Origin of the sequence: Jonquetella anthropi DSM 22815, from assembly GCF_000237805.1 — a bacterium.
GTDB classification, from domain to species: domain Bacteria; phylum Synergistota; class Synergistia; order Synergistales; family Dethiosulfovibrionaceae; genus Jonquetella; species Jonquetella anthropi.
This window is the reverse complement of sequence record NZ_CM001376.1, coordinates 24,775-39,403: the sequence shown is the minus strand read 5'-3', so window position 1 is coordinate 39,403 and position 14,629 is coordinate 24,775. Positions and strand designations below refer to the sequence as shown.

The 14,629-nt window shown below is 62.9% G+C and carries 14 protein-coding genes; 9 read left to right on the top strand and 5 right to left on the bottom strand.

Annotated features, from left to right (window positions below):
- Positions 1–17 precede the first annotated feature (17 nt).
- The 4 genes from JONANDRAFT_RS00185 to JONANDRAFT_RS00170 all read left to right on the top strand — a co-directional run bounded on the left by JONANDRAFT_RS00185 (position 18) and on the right by JONANDRAFT_RS00170 (position 4,064).
- Positions 18–1,013 carry a TRAP transporter substrate-binding protein gene (locus JONANDRAFT_RS00185; protein ID WP_008522285.1) on the top strand — a complete coding sequence of 332 codons (996 nt, stop codon included), beginning with the start codon at positions 18–20 and terminating at the stop codon, positions 1,011–1,013.
- Between the two features lie 75 nt (positions 1,014–1,088).
- Positions 1,089–1,550 carry a TRAP transporter small permease gene (locus JONANDRAFT_RS00180; RefSeq protein WP_008519949.1) on the top strand — a complete coding sequence of 154 codons (462 nt, stop codon included), beginning with the start codon at positions 1,089–1,091 and terminating at the stop codon, positions 1,548–1,550.
- Positions 1,547–2,827 carry a TRAP transporter large permease gene (locus tag JONANDRAFT_RS00175; protein ID WP_008522284.1) on the top strand — a complete coding sequence of 427 codons (1,281 nt, stop codon included), beginning with the start codon at positions 1,547–1,549 and terminating at the stop codon, positions 2,825–2,827. Before JONANDRAFT_RS00180 ends, JONANDRAFT_RS00175 begins: the two co-directional genes overlap by 4 nt.
- 1 nt (position 2,828) lies before the next feature.
- Positions 2,829–4,064, top strand: a complete 1,236-nt coding sequence (locus JONANDRAFT_RS00170; RefSeq protein ID WP_008519945.1) for a Zn-dependent hydrolase — start codon at positions 2,829–2,831, stop codon at positions 4,062–4,064.
- 58 nt (positions 4,065–4,122) lie between these two features.
- On the opposite strand, the gene JONANDRAFT_RS00165 is transcribed toward JONANDRAFT_RS00170, so the two are convergent.
- From JONANDRAFT_RS00165 to JONANDRAFT_RS00155, 3 genes are all read right to left on the bottom strand, one after another.
- Positions 4,123–4,881, bottom strand: coding sequence for a papain-like cysteine protease family protein (locus JONANDRAFT_RS00165; protein ID WP_008522283.1), 759 nt, complete (start codon positions 4,879–4,881; stop codon positions 4,123–4,125).
- A gap of 29 nt (positions 4,882–4,910) precedes the next feature.
- Entirely contained in the window at positions 4,911–5,126 is a 216-nt protein-coding gene (locus JONANDRAFT_RS00160) for a hypothetical protein (protein WP_008519942.1), read from the bottom strand.
- Positions 5,127–5,209: 83 nt separating this feature from the next.
- A complete protein-coding gene (locus JONANDRAFT_RS00155; protein WP_008522282.1) occupies positions 5,210–6,451 on the bottom strand; it encodes a CdaR family transcriptional regulator in 1,242 nt (413 codons plus the stop codon).
- A gap of 282 nt (positions 6,452–6,733) precedes the next feature.
- On the opposite strand from JONANDRAFT_RS00155, the gene JONANDRAFT_RS00150 reads away from it, so the two are divergent.
- From JONANDRAFT_RS00150 to JONANDRAFT_RS00130, 4 genes are all read left to right on the top strand, one after another.
- Positions 6,734–8,017, top strand: coding sequence for a glycine/sarcosine/betaine reductase component B subunit (locus JONANDRAFT_RS00150; RefSeq protein WP_008522280.1), 1,284 nt, complete (start codon positions 6,734–6,736; stop codon positions 8,015–8,017).
- Between the two features lie 24 nt (positions 8,018–8,041).
- Positions 8,042–9,352, top strand: coding sequence for a glycine/betaine/sarcosine/D-proline family reductase selenoprotein B (locus JONANDRAFT_RS00145; protein WP_081465245.1), 1,311 nt, complete (start codon positions 8,042–8,044; stop codon positions 9,350–9,352).
- Positions 9,353–9,432: 80 nt separating this feature from the next.
- Positions 9,433–9,798 (top strand): GrdX family protein, encoded by a 366-nt coding sequence (locus tag JONANDRAFT_RS00135; protein ID WP_008522276.1) that lies wholly within the window; start codon positions 9,433–9,435, stop codon positions 9,796–9,798.
- 160 nt (positions 9,799–9,958) lie between these two features.
- A complete protein-coding gene (locus tag JONANDRAFT_RS00130) occupies positions 9,959–11,323 on the top strand; it encodes a sodium-dependent transporter (protein WP_008522274.1) in 1,365 nt (454 codons plus the stop codon).
- Positions 11,324–11,377: 54 nt separating this feature from the next.
- Here the strand turns inward: JONANDRAFT_RS00130 and pepF are convergent, their stop codons facing one another.
- A complete protein-coding gene (gene pepF, locus JONANDRAFT_RS00125) occupies positions 11,378–13,192 on the bottom strand; it encodes an oligoendopeptidase F (protein WP_008522271.1) in 1,815 nt (604 codons plus the stop codon).
- Positions 13,193–13,388: 196 nt separating this feature from the next.
- On the opposite strand from pepF, the gene JONANDRAFT_RS00120 reads away from it, so the two are divergent.
- On the top strand, positions 13,389–13,637 hold the full coding sequence (locus tag JONANDRAFT_RS00120) for a hypothetical protein (protein ID WP_008522269.1): 249 nt from the start codon (positions 13,389–13,391) through the stop codon (positions 13,635–13,637).
- A 99-nt stretch (positions 13,638–13,736) separates the two neighbouring features.
- On the opposite strand, the gene JONANDRAFT_RS00115 is transcribed toward JONANDRAFT_RS00120, so the two are convergent.
- Positions 13,737–14,603 (bottom strand): DMT family transporter, encoded by an 867-nt coding sequence (locus JONANDRAFT_RS00115; protein WP_008522268.1) that lies wholly within the window; start codon positions 14,601–14,603, stop codon positions 13,737–13,739.
- Positions 14,604–14,629 lie beyond the last annotated feature (26 nt).

The window sequence follows — 14,629 nt, the reverse complement described above, 5'->3', positions numbered from 1 at the left end:
AAAAGGGAGATGAGGGTGTGAAGAAGCTCGCGGCGCTATTTTTCCTGACGGCTTTGGCGGTTCCGGCATTTGCCGCCGATTTCCCCACGTCAACGATTCGTTTCAGCCACAATCAGCCCGTCGGCAGCCCGGAGGACATGGGCGCTCAGAAGTTCAAAGAGCTGGTTGAGAAGGGGTCGGGCGGAGCGATCACGGTCGAGATTTTCCCTCACGGACAGATGGGGTCCATGCGGGAACAGACCGAGATGGTTCAGATGGGCACCCTGGAAATGTCCCTTCAGCCGTCAGCCGTGCTGACCCCGTTCGTCGAAGAGCTGAAGCTGATCGACTTCCCGTTCCTGTGGCCCAGCAACGAGGCCCTGTATCGGGTCATGGACGGCCCGGTGGGACAGGAGCTCTTCGACTGCGCGCTGGACAAAGGGTTCCACGTGGCCGGGCTGTGGTCTGGCGGCTTCAAGCAGTTCACCACCAAGAAAGTTAAGATCGAGCACCCGAGCGACTTCAAGGGGCTCAAGATGCGCGTCATGCCCAGCCCGCTGCTGATCGCCCAGTACAAGTCCTGGGGCGCCAACCCGGTGCCGATCGAGTACGCCGAGCTCTACAACGCGCTCCAGCAGGACATCGTCGACGGAGAGGAAAACCCGATTCAGTCCATCGCCCTCAACAAGTTCTACGAGGTCCAGGGCCACCTGATCCTGAGCAACCACGGGTTCTTCCCCTACATTCTGGTCACCAACCGGGCGTGGTTCGACGGCCTAGACGACACGACGCGGAAGCTGGTCGTCGACGCCGAGCGTCAGGCCAGAGACTATGAGCGAGCTCTCCAGAAGGAGACGGAAAACGGCTACCTAGACATGATCCGCCAAAAGAGCAACATCGAAATTTCGTCCCTGTCGGAAGAGGGCCGCAAGGAGTTTGCCGAGGCCAGCCGAGCCGTTCACAGCGAGTTCGCCTCTACGCCTAAGCAGAAAGAGCTCTTGGAGAAGATCTACGCCGCGCTGGAAGAGAAATAACCTCTCGTTCGTATGGCCCCCGGCTTCGCCTGGGGGCCTTTTCTTAAACCTTTAAAGGAACGGTGAGATCGCGTTATGTCGTTTTTGGAACGGTTTGAACGGCTTTTCTGCTCCTTGGCGCTGCTCGTCACGGCTCTCGTCCTGTTCATCAACGTGGCGCTCCGGTACCTGTTCAACAGCAGCACGAGCTGGGCTGAAGAGCTCATTCGCTACCTGATGGTCTGGATAACCTTTATCGGCGCGTCGCTCTGCGTCCGGCAAAGCGCCCATATCCGAATGGACTTTCTGCTGGGACGCTTTTCCGAGCGGACGAAAAGAGCGGTCGGCCGGGTCGTCTTCGGCCTGTCGGCCCTTTTCTGCCTCGCGCTGACGTGGTACGGCGTTCGGCTCACCGCGTTCAGCTACCGAATGGGACAGACGTCTCCTGCGCTGGGAATTCCGATTTGGGCTGTTTACCTGTGCGTCCCGGTCGGCAGCTTCATGGCGGCGTGGCAGTTCGCCCGGCTCGCGCTGGGCCTTCGGGAGGACCGAGCATGACCGCGTTCCTGATGGCCCTGCTCATCACGGCCCTTCTCGGCAGCGTGCCGATCTTCGTCGCGCTGGGCGGCGCCGTGCTGTGCAGCATGCTCCTTTTTACGCCTCTTGACCCGATGGTGCTCGTCCAGCGGGCGTTCGCCGGCATCGACAAGTTCGCCCTCATGTCCATGCCCTTTTTCATCTTCGCAGCCAACGTGATGGACCGGGGCGGCCTGTCGACCCGAATCCTGAAATGGACGAAAAGCCTCGTCGGCGCCCGGTCCGGCGGTCTGGCCTACACGACCCAGTTCACCTGCATGGTGTTCGGTTCGCTCTGCGGCTCGAGCCCGGCAACCGTGGTCGCCATGGGCCGGCTTCTCTACCCGGAACTGAGAGCCGAAGGGTACAGCCAGTCGTTCGCCGCCGGCCTCGTGACGTCCGCCGGATCGGTGTCGCTGATCATCCCGCCGTCGATCACCCTGATCATGTACGCGGCCGTCACCGGCGTCTCGGTGGGCAGCCTCTTCATGGCCGGAATCAGCGCCGGGATCGTCTACGGGCTGGCCAACGTCGTCTACATTTGGTTTTACCTGCGCCGCCACCCGGCCAAGACGTCCGCCCCGTCGACGTGGGCTCAGGTGTGGCGTCAGACCGTCGAGTCGGCTTGGTCGCTGCTGACGCCGGTCATCATTCTGGGCGGCATTTACTGCGGCGTGTTCACCCCGACGGAAGCGGCCGGTGTCTCGGTCGTCTACTGTCTGTTCGTCGGCATGTTCATCTACCGGGAGATCAACCTCAAGGACCTGATGGACGTGTGTCTCCGCTCGGCAGTGACCTGCGCCCAGGTGCTGATTCTGGTGGCAATGGCTCAGAGCTTCGGCTGGTTTTTGACCGTGGCGCGGATTCCCCAGACCGTCACGGCGGCGGTCATCTCCAGCGTCAAGTCGCCGCTGGTCTTCATCGCGCTGGTGAACGCCATTCTGCTGATCGTCGGCATGTTCATGGAAGGGCTGGCGGCGATCGTCATCCTCGGACCGCTCTTTTTTACCATCGGCACGTCCTTGGGCATCGACCCGCTCCACCTGGGCATCATCATGGTTTCCAACTTGGCCCTTGGGAACTTCACCCCCCCGTTCGGCCTGAACCTGTTCGTGGCCAGCTCGGTCACCGGCCTGTCGCTGAGCGAGGTCATCGGCGCGTCGGCCAAGTTCATTCTGGTGGCCATTGGCGGCCTGCTGGTCATCTCCTACTGCCCGCCGCTTTCCACGTTCTTGGCCGGCTGGGTCTACGGCTCCTGATATGAACGCCGGACTTCAATTCGCCCGCCGGCTGGTGGAAGAGGTCGCCCAAATCGGCCGAACCGATCAGGGCGTGACCCGGCTGGGCTTTTCGCCTGCCGACCGGCAGGCCCGGGAGCTCTTAATCGAACGAATGACGTCCGTCGGCGCGTCGGTCCGCGCCGACTCGGTAGGGAACCTGTGGTTCAGCCTGCCGGGGACGAACCCAAACCACCCGGGGATCCTGATGGGCTCTCACCTCGACTCGGTCCCTCAGGGCGGCGACTTCGACGGCGTGCTGGGCGTGGCATGCGCCGCGGCCGTGATGGACCAAGCGTCGCGCCGCGAGCCTTTAACGAGGTCGCTGAACTGCGTCGTCTTCGCCTGCGAGGAGTCAAGCCGATTTCGGCTCTCCTGCGTCGGCAGCCGGGCCGTGGCCGGCCAGCTGTCCCTGTCCCAGATGATTCGCTTTAAGGACTCGGGCGGCGTCTCCCTGCTGAACGCCATTCGCGGCTTTGGCTGCGAGCCGGTGACGCTCGACAGGGATCTGCTCGTCCCCGGCTCGTACGAAGCGTTTTTAGAGCTGCACATCGAGCAGGGCCCCGCCCTCGACTCGTCAGACGACCAGCTGGGCGTGGTGGAGGCCATCGCCGCGCCGACCCGATTTTCCGTCACGATTTTCGGCCGAGCGGACCACTCGGGAGCGTGCCCGATGGAGCTTCGGCACGACGCTCTGGCCGCCGCTTCGGAGGTCGTTCTGGTGGTGGAGCGGGTCGGCCGGGCCTATTCGCCGCGCCGAGTCGTCGCCGCCGTGACAACCTGCCGGGTGTTTCCCAACGCCATCAACGTGGTGCCGGGACGGGTCGAACTGGCCGTCGACCTGCGGGGGATCGACCGGCGGGCCATCGACGAGGCCTATCAGGCGATCGTTCAGGAAATCGACCGGGTCGCGGGCGAGCGGCAGATCCGAATCGACCGGGAGCTTCTCGGCTCGTCCGAGCCGGTCGTCTTGGACGCCCTGCTGGTTCACCGGCTGAAGGCGTTCGCCCAGAACAAAGGCTACAAGGTCCGCGTCATGCCCAGCGGCGCGGGACACGATTCGATGTACGTGGCCCCGCTCATTCCGACGGCGATGATCTTCGTCCCCTGCCGGGACGGCCGAAGCCACTGTCCGGAAGAATCGATCGACTGGGACCGGGTCGAGCCGGGCTACGACGTCCTCGAGTCGGCTGCCCTGACGCTGGCCGCCAGACCGTAACGAAAGACAAAAGAAGCGGCGCGGGAGTTTGAGAACTCCCGCGCCGCTTCTTTTGCGCCTATTCGCTCGGATAAGCGACGACCCACGGCTGGAGCCGCTCGTGGGGCTCCATGACGAAGATGTCGTACCACGTGTGAAAGAACTTCTCCAAGTGCTCCACCACAAAGCCGTCCTGACAGTGGTCGGCCGTGTCGTGCGGGTCAACCAAGATCAGGACGTCGTCGGCCAAAGTTTCGGTTCCCATGGTGTCGTACCCCACGATCAGGCGCCAGTGACCGCCCCAGTCGATGTTCTCCACCATCATCGGCCAGTTGTGGCGCAGACACCACCGACAGAACCGGGAAAAGTGCCGTTCCGACGGGAATGACGCGTAGGGCGACAGAAGCCACGGCCGCGTCAGCTCCTCGGCATCGAACGGTTTCGTGTACTCCACGTTGCTGGACACTTTCCAGCCCAAATCCAGAAAGAACCTCGCCAGGTCGCTCACCGGCACGGGCCGCCGGGTCTCCGGCGGCAAGCCGTGATACGACGCCATGACGTCGGCGATCTCCAGTTCCTCCCAGTCGGACCGGCCGAAGTGCTCCAGTACCATGAGAGCCACTGCCGACGCGCAGCTGTACGGCCGGGTCTGCTGGTACGTCCGAAAGCGCGGCAGAATGGTCAACCGATCCGTGCTGACCGCGTTGAAAAAGTCCAGATGACAGAAGTACGGCGACCCCTCGGCGTCGCCCGCCCCCGGATCGGCCGCCGCGTCCGACTCAAGCCGGTACCCTTCGGGAACTGGAATATGCCGCTGCTCGTCAGCCCAGTTTTCCACCCTCGTCGCCTCTTTCCGTCCAGAAAGCTTCACTCGTCCCCGCGTCGGCAGGCCCCGTACCCTATCAGAGCCGCCACGAGGACGGCGGCGAGCAGGCCGCCCATGACGCGCTCGCCGCGCCAAAAAGCGTCGGCAACCGCCAGCGCCAAGACGACCAGCGCCACCCGGCGATACCATCGGCGCGCCGTGCTTTCGCCGCGCCGGCCGCTTTTTATTTCCTCTCCCTGCCCGTCAAAATCGGTCATCCTTTTCTCCTTTGCCGCCGGCCTTTCGCCTCAAGGCCCGGCCGAACGCTCCCTATTATAGCGAACCGTCGTCCCCGAGCGCCTCACTCTTTCTGAGCCGGGCCGTCGTACTCGTCAATCACCAGCGCCAAGTAAAGCTCCAGCATGGCGCGGAAGTCCCGGGCCTTTCGGCCGGTCAGCCGCTCGATCTTCTCCTGCCGGTACAGCAGCGTGTTGCGGTGCACCGCCAAGCGCTTGGACGCGTCAACCAACGAAAAACCGCTGTCGCACCAGACCCGCACCGTGTTTTTCAGGTCCTCCCAGTCGGACTGAGCCCGAAGGGGCGACGTGATCGGCGCGGCAAACCGGGAGCGGTTGCGCCGGTCGACTAGCGACAAAAGCTCTTCGATGCGGAACTCGTTGATCCGATACACCCCCGGGCCGCGGCGGAGCTTTTTGCCCATCGCCAGAGCCCGGCCGGCGTCCCGGTACGACTGGGCCACAGCCCGAATCCCCCGAGCCGGGTTGCCGAACCCTATGGCTATCTTATGTCCGCGGCTTCCCAGCCGATCTACAAGCTGACGCCCTCGGTTCACCGCTTCCTCGATGGCTTCCTCGTCCGGCTCGGACCCCAGCGGCCAGAAGACCGCGAACCGACCGGCCACCGTGCCGGTGCACAGGGCCCGCCGGTCGCCGAACGCCGCCCGAATCTCGACCAACACGTCAGCCTTGAGACGATAAATCTCCTGCTCGGCGACCTCCCGCCCCATGCCGGTCGCGCCGGCGGCGATGCGCCCCAGCTGGTACAGCTCGGCCGACAGCGGCAGGTAATACCACCGCGCGTCGATGCCGTACGACCCAGCCCGGGCAGCCAACGCTTCCTCGTCCCCGTCTCCCTTGGCGAACGAGACCATTTCCTGCACCAGATCCTGTAGGGAACTCTCCCGGTTCACCGTCAGGGCGAACCGCTCCTGCTCCCGCAGGAGAATTTCTATCTGCTTTCGCACGATCAAGGCGAACGGCTGAACCGCCTCCGGCTCGCCGGTAATCGCCATGGTCCCTACCACCGTTCCGTTGAGCGAGGCGATCGGGTGCGTCACCCCCGGCAGCGTGCCGGACATCGTTGCAGCCACTTCGGCGCTGGTGGCCGACGAATGGCCGGTCCGAATGACCTCGTCGGACGCCTCGTGGTGGCAGCCAAGGCGTTCCGCACGACTCGCGCCGATAATGATCCCTTTCATATCGGTAATGATGACGTCATACCCTACGATTCCAGCTGTCGACCGTGCTATTTCCTGTGCACAGCCAGACAGGACTTTCTCGCTCTCGCTTTTCCAACTGGCCACAGCAGCGCCCTCCCCTTTCGATAGGCCTTTAAAATACAGCGTTTTATTTTCTATCTCAAAAGATTTTGCAGTTTTTTTAATAGTATCCCCCGAGGGGGAACTGGGCAAGAGTCACTTTTTTGTGCAAAAAATACATTTTTCAGCGGAGCTTTTACTGCACTTCTGTTTCTTTAGACCGATGAAGCATCGCTCACCTTTTTTTATACTAGTCAAAACGCAGAAGAAATGTTGCGTAAGCTGTTTATTTTCATTCTTATAAGTTATAAGAAGGAGGCGCGAGACATGAGACTGGAACTTCGGAAGGCTAAGATCTCCGGTCTGCAGTGGGGGAGCCCGACGCGCGTCGAAGACCACGTCCTGTACGTGGACAAGGCCGCGCTGCTCGAAGCTCTTGCCGACGATCGGATTACGAAGTGGGACGCCGATCTGGCCCGTCCCGGCGAATCGGTCCGGATTATTCCTGTCAAGGACGTGATCGAACCGCGGGTCAAGCTGGAGGGCGGAGAAAGCTATTACGCTTCGGTGATCGGGCCAAATGAAACGGTCGGGAACGGCGTCACTCTCGCTCTGGACGGCGCAGCCGTCGTGACGGTCGGTCCCATCATGGCGTTCCAGGAGGGCTTCATCGACATGACCGGCCCGGCGGCCAAGTTCAGCCCGTTCGCCGGACTGTACAACGTGGTCCTGCTGGCCGCGCCGGTCGAAAACCTCGAAAAGCACCAGTATGAGGAAGCCATGCGGGTCGCCGGACTGAAGGCGGCCGAGTGGATCGCCGAGCAGTGCAAGGGCGCGGCGGTGGACGAGACAGAGGTGTACGAGAAGGGCACAGTGGCCGAAGAGCTAGCCAAGTACCCGGATCTTCCGCCGGTCGTTCACCTGTGCATGTGCATCACTCAAGGGCTGCTGCACGACACCTACGTGTACGGCGTGGACCTGAAGCACTGCCTGCCGACGCTGCTCCACCCGAACGAGGTGCTGGACGGCGCCATGGTGTCGGGCAACTGCGTGTCCGCCTGCGACAAGACGACGACGTGGCACCACGTTCACGACCCGGTGATCTCCCAGCTGTACAAGGCTCACGGCAAGACGATCAACTTCTTGGGCATGATCCCCACTCAGGAGTCGGTCGTTCTGGCCGGCAAGGAGCGGGCCTCGTCCTTTAACGCCCGCTTGGCCAAGGAGCTGGGCGCCAAGGGCGTCATCATCACCGAGGAAGGCTACGGCAACCCTGACACGGACCTGTGCATGAACGTGGACAAATGCGAGGCTCTGGGCATGCGCACGGTGGTCATCGCCGACGAGGCGTCGGGAACCGACGGCGCGAGCCAAGGCCTGGCCGACGCGACGCCCAACCTGACGGCGTTCGTCTCCTGCGGCAACGTGAACGAGATGATCGAAGTTCCGGCCATGGACAAGGTCATCGGCTACATCGAGTCGATCGCCCACGTTTCCGGCGGCGCGGCCGAAAGCCTGCGTCCCGACGGATCCATGTACGTGGAGCTTCAGTCGATCATCGCCTCCACCGTGGAGACGGGCTACAACAGATCCGGTTCTCTGTGGGTCTAAGGGCGAAGCGAGGAGGTTTCAGCCATGACATTCCGTATCGTCCACTATATTAACCAGTTCTACGCCGGCATCGGCGGAGAGGAAATGGCGCACGTCGCCCCCGAGTTCCGCCAGGGCAAGGTCGGCCCCGGCGCGGCCCTTCAGGCCGCCTTCGGCGCCGAAGCCGAGATCGTCGGCACGGTGATCTGCGGCGACAACTACTTTAACGAGCACAACGACGAGGCAAAGGCGACGATCCTCAAGATGGTCTCCGACTGCAAGCCCGACGCCCTCGTGGCGGGCCCCGGCTTCTTCGCCGGCCGTTACGGCATGGCCTGCGGCGATGTCTGCGCGACCGTGAAGGAAAAGCTGGGCATCCCGGCCGTCACGGCCCTGTACCCGGAAAACCCCGGCGCCGAGTCGTTCAGCAAACAGGTGTACATCGTCAAGGCCGCCGACAGCGCCCGGGGCATGAAGGACGCCGCCCAGGGCATCGCCCGGCTGACCCTCAAGTTGCTCAAGAAAGAGACCCTCGGCCCGGCCGCCGAAGAAGGGTACATCCATCAGGGCCGCCGCCGGGTGTTCTTCCACGAGAAGAACGGCGCCACCCGCGGGCTTGAAATGCTTCTGGCGAAAATCGAAGGCCGGCCGTTCCAGACCGAGTACGAGATGCCCACGTTCAAAAAGATCCCGCCCTGCCCGCCAGTCAAGGACATCACCAAGGCGACGATCGCCCTCATCACCTCCGGCGGCATCGTCCCGAAGGGCAACCCGGACAAGATCCGCGTGTCCTCAGCCGAGAGCTTCGGCCGGTACGACGTTTCCGGCTTGGACGACCTGACGAACGAGAACTACGAGTCCATTCACGGCGGTTACGACACCGTCTGGGCCAACGCCGACCCGGACGTGGTCCTTCCGCTCGACGAGATGAGAGAGCTGGAAAAAGAGGGCAAGATCGGCAAGCTGTACAAGTACGTGTACTGCACCACCGGCACCGGCACGGCCGTCGCCTGGGCTGAGAAGTTCGGGCAGGAGATCGGCCCGGAGCTGAAAGCCGCAGGGGTCGACGCCGCCATTCTGACCTCCACCTGAGGATCCTGCACTCGATGCGGCGCATCGATGTCACGCGAAATCGAAAAGGCAGCAGGGATCCCGGTGGTTCAGATCGCCACGATCGTCCCGATTATGAAGACCGTCGGCAGCAACCGAATCGTCCCCGGTATCGCCATTCCTCACCCGGTAGGCTCGCCGGAAATCAGCCCGGAAGCCGACAAGAAGACCCGTCGCCGTCTGCTTGAAAAAGCACTCGAAGCGATGACGACGCCGATCTCGCAACAGACGATTTTTAAAGCGTAACGCCTCAAGCCCAACCGGAAGCGGGGCCAGCCCCCTTCGGCTCCGCTTCCTTCTCCTCCCTCTGAAAGGACTGAAACGCCGTGATCCTGATTCTTACAAACAACCCGGACGCCGCGGAGGCCGCGCTTGCCCCGACGGAGCTGGTAAAAGGCACCCCGCTGGACGTGCTGACCCGGGCTCGCGAACTGATCGATCAGGGATACTTCCTCGTCACAGCCCCACTGGCGGCCAACAACCGGCTCAACAGAAGCCCGTACCGGTCGGTGATCCTGTCCCGGGAAAAGAGCTGGTCGGGAGACGACGCGGCGCTGCTTGACATGGGCATCAGCCATATGGCTCTTCAGGGCTTTTCAGCCGCGAAGGACGCCGATTCGGACTACCGCTGGATGGACCTTTCCCACCTGAAGACGGCGCTCGAAGAGTCGGCGGCGTTGGGCGAGCGGTAGGCTTGAAAGGCTTTTTTCTATCCTCGACTTGTGAAAATATCCACATCTAGCTTCAGAAAGACAGAAAAACGTCGCTTCACGCGCTTCTTTCCCGCCATTTCGCTCTGGTTGGCCTAGACCGGCGGGGCGAACAATCGATTTCACAGAAAGGATGTTTTGCATGTCGGACACCAAGCGAGAAAGTTGGGGCAGTCGAATTGGTTTCATCTTCGCCGCGGCAGGATTTGCCATCGGCTTAGGAAACATCTGGCGCTTCCCGTATCTGGTCGGGACGTACGGCGGCGGCGCGTTCGTTCTGGTATACGTGATCATCTGCGCGTTGATCGGTTGGCCTCTGCTCACCGCCGAGTTCGCCCTCGGCCGGCGGACTAAGCTCACGCCGATCCTCGCGATGCGCAAGCTGGAAGGCGGCAAACCGACCCTGTGGTCACTGATCGGCTGGGTTGGCTGCATCGCCTGCGTGATCCTGTTGTCGTACTATCTGGTCATCATCGGCTGGATGGTTCGCTACTCCGTTCTGGCCGTGTGCGGCAAGTTCACCGGCGTTCAGCCTGCCGACACGAAGGCGATTTTCAACGCCTTCATGGCTAACCCGCTGGAGCTGGCGTTCTACACCCTGATCGTCATCGCCGTGTTGGGCATCACCATCGCCCGCGGGCTGAAAAAAGGCGTCGAGGCGGTCTGCACGTGGCTGCTCCCGATTCTGGCCGTCCTGATCGTCATTTTGGCGATCCGCTCGCTCACCATGACGCCGCAGGTCGAAGGCGGACGCACGGCGCTTGACGCCATCAAGTGGTACCTGACGCCCGACTTCTCCAAGCTGTCCGGCAAGGCTATTCTTGCCGCTCTGGGTCAGTCGTTCTTCTCCATCGGTATCGGCATTGCCACGGCCATCGTCTACGGATCGTACCTGCACGACGACAGCGATATTCCGCAGGACAGCATTATGATCATCACCTTGGATACCGGCTTCGCCCTTCTGGCCGGCGTCGTCATTTTCCCCGCCCTCTTCTGCTACGGCATGGACGTGGGCAGCGGCCCGAGCCTTCTGATGGAAACCATGCCGGTGATCTTCGGCCAGATGGCCGGCGGCACCCTGTGGGGCGCCCTGTTCTTCTTCCTCGTCGCCGTCGCCGGCTTTACCTCGGCGATCGGCTACCTTGAGGCCCCTGTGGCGAGCTTTGCCGAGTATTTCCACGTGGACCGCAAGAAGATGACCTGGATCGTTTTGGCGATCATCTTCGTCCTGTCGATCCCGTCGATCCTCTCCCAGAGCGTCTGGGGCGGCGTGAAGCTGCACGGCAAGATCATTTTCGACTTCGCCGACTGGCTGTCCGGCGACATCATGATGCCGGTTGACGCGCTGCTGATCTCCCTGTACGTGGCGTTCGTCTGGAAGTTCCGCGAATACCAGCTGGAAGCCAACCAGGGCGCGAAGACGTTCGCCCGGGTGCCGAGCATCCTTCAGCCTTGGATGTACGTCCTGCCCTTCGTGCTGGCGTTCATCCTCTACCGGGGCATCTAAGGCGCTGCAAAAAAAGGCCGAACCGCGTCCTGCGGTTCGGCCTTTTTATATTGATTACCGGTCCGTCAGCCGGGCCAGCTGGTCCGTCTTTTCGGCGAAGACGGCCAGAGCGCGGTCGACCGCGTCCCGCTCCATGTCCACGCCGGCGCGGCGGAGAAGCGTTACCGGGTCGGCGCTGCAGCCGCCGCGAAGTAGGGTGAAGTAGTCTTCCGCCCCATGAGGGTCGTGAAGGATCCGATCAGCCAAGGCGACGGCGGCGGCCATGCCTGTGGCGTACTGGTACACGTAGAAGCTGCCGTAAAAATGAGGGATACGGCTCCACTCGACCGACAGGCCCTCGGTGCTCCCGACTTCCGCGCCGTAGTAGGCCGTGTTCAGTTCCGTCCAGATTGAGCCCAGCAGTTCGGGCGTGAGGGCCTGACCGGCCGCGTCGGCGTCGTGGGCCCGCTCCTCGAACTCGGCGAACAGCGCTTGACGGTAGATCGTCTGGCGCATGGCTTCCAGCTGGTTGGACAGCAGGAAGACCTGCTCGGACGGGTCGGACGTGCGAGCCAGCATGTGCTCGCACAGCAGCGTCTCGTTGACCGTGCTGGCCACTTCGGCCACGAAGATGACGTAATCGGAGTAGACCTGCGGCTGACTTTTGTGGGAGAACCAGCTGTGCATCGAGTGGCCCGCCTCGTGGGCCAAGGTGCTCACGTCCCGGAAAGTTCCGCCGTAGTTGAGCAGCATGAACGGGTGGCAGCCCCAGCTGCCCCAGCTGTACGCGCCGCTTCGCTTACCCTTGTTCTCGTACCGGTCGATCCACCGGTCGGTCAGGGCGGTGTGCAGCGCCGCGCCGTACTCGGGCCCAAGGGGCGCCAGAGCCTCTTCGACGAGGCTGACCGCCTGATCGAAGCTCCACTCTCTGGCGAGCGTCCCCTCGACCGGCGCGTACAGGTCCCACATCCGAATCGGCTCGACGCCCAGCAGGCGCTTTTTCAGGCTCACGTACCCGGCGAGCGCCGGCAGGCCGCGATGAACCGCGTCAATCAGTCCCCGGTAGACCGTCACCGGGACTTCTGAGTCGAACAGCGCCGCTTCCAGCGGGCTTTTGTACCGCCGGAGCCGGGCAAAGACCCGATCGGACTTGACGTGAGACCCGTAAGCCGCCGCCAAGGCGTTGCCGTACTTGGCGAAGGTGCCGTGCAGGCCGGTGAACGCCGCCTGGCGGACGGACCGCGACGGCGACTGAATGTACCGGCCGTAGCTTTCTTGGGTGAGCGCGGCCGTCCGGCCTTCCTCGTCCTGAACCGAAGGGAACGTCAAGTCCGCGTCGGTCAGCTGGGAAAAAATTTCTTCCGGGCCGCCGGCCACCTCGCCCATCGCCGCCAGAATGGCCTCCTGCTCGGACGGCAGGACGTGGCTTTCCGCCCGCCAGAGCCGGAGGAACGACAGCCGATAGACCGACAGCTCGGGCTCGTCCAGCCACCGTTCGACCTGCTCTCTAGGAGCGGCCAGCATCTCGGGTTCGAGGAACGAAGTGGCCTCGGCGGCCCGGACAGCCAACGCGGTCGCCTTCTGGGACAGGTCCTTCCCTTTCGGGTCCGACATGTCCTCGTGGCTGCGGCAATGAGCGTACTGGTACACCCGGGCCAGCAGGCCGTCCATTTCCTCTTCCAGCTTCAGCGTCTCAAGCAGCGATCGGGACGACTCCATCACCCGGCCACGCCGGGCCGCCAGCTCTTTTGAAAGCTCTTCGACCCGGGCGGCCGCTTTTTCCCAGTCGGCCGGAGCCGCAAACAGGTCTTCCAGCCGCCAACAAAATTCCTGCGGCACGTCGCTTCGCCGGTCAAACGCCGGCGCGATCTTCTTTTTGCTATCCTCCATACGTCTCGCCTCCCCGGGCGGCACGGCCGCCCGACGGGTTTCATCATGCCAGCCGCGGGGGGCCCTGTCAATCTGGGTGAAACTGCCGGGCTGAGGCCTGAGTGTGGTAAGATAAAAAAAGCACCGCAGGGCGGCGCTCTCTCTGGCCTGAAAAGCTTTTCCGCCTGAACGCGATGCCAAAGGAGACATAAAACACATGGCCAATAAAGCAGGAGACCCCGAAAAAACTTCCCCAAATCAGCAGCCAAACGTCTCGACGTGGCTTTACGCCGCCGCTGCCGTCGTCATCACAGTCCTAGTCATATACTTTATCTGCTCCGTCGTGATCAAGCTGGCGACGAGCCGTCTGGTGCGGACAATCGTTCTGGTTCTTTTGCTGTGCTTCTTCGCTTGGTGGGTCTGGGGCGTCTACCAAAAGTCAAAGGACGGCTCCGCCGATTCGTAGCCCCTCTCGGCCGGTTTTGTTCCGACCGCTCGGCTCTTCGGACAATAAAGCGCCTTCGCCCGCTGGGCGAAGGCGCTTTATTTTAGTCTGCCTGAACCGTTAAAACAGGTCGACCACAACCGTTCCGACCAGCACGCCGACGACTCCGACCCACTGCCTGACGCTCAGTCGGTCGCCGAACAGCAGGCGGGCCAACAGGACGGCCCACAGGGGCGTGGTGGCTCCCAGAGCCGACGCGACGGCGGCCGAAACGGTCCTCATCGCCAGGTTGACCAGATAATTGCCCAGCCCCAGCGAGCAGACGCCGGACGTCACGAGCAGGAGGACGTCCATCGGCCTAGCCTGGCCGGTCCGAGCCTGCCGGCGCCCTAAAACCAGCCACAGCGACGTCGTCACCGCTCCGACTACCAGCGACTTCCAGAAGATCAGGGCCGTTGATGTGATCACCCCCGTCGCCATGGCCAGCCGGCTGGTCGCCAAGCTCACTCCGGACATGGCAGCACAGGTCAGGGCGCAGATGAACCCGCGGCGAGAAAAACCGACGGCTCCCTGAGTTCTCAAGAACCACAGCCCGGCGATCACTAGGGCCGTGCCGACGGCCGTCCCGACCGTGACCCGCTCGCCCATGAAGAGGAACGCCGCCAGACCGGCGAATATCGGATAGGTGGAGGACACCGCAGCCGCCAGCCCGGGGCCTAAATCCCGAACGGCCACCACGTAGAGCCACTCGCCGCCGCCCATGCTGAGAATCGTGACGGCCACGGAGAACCACAGCTCCCACCGCGACAGAAGGAGCGGGGAATCGGTCAACAGGGCCGAGACGACGCCGAAGAGCACAAATCCCGCGCCCCGAAGGGCCACCATGGCCAAAGACGGCAGCCGGGACTGACACGCCCGGAACACCAGCGGAGACGAAGCCCATATCAGCGCCGCCATCAAGCAATACGACAGGTTCAACGAAGACACGCCCGTCCCCTCCTAATTCTCCGCCG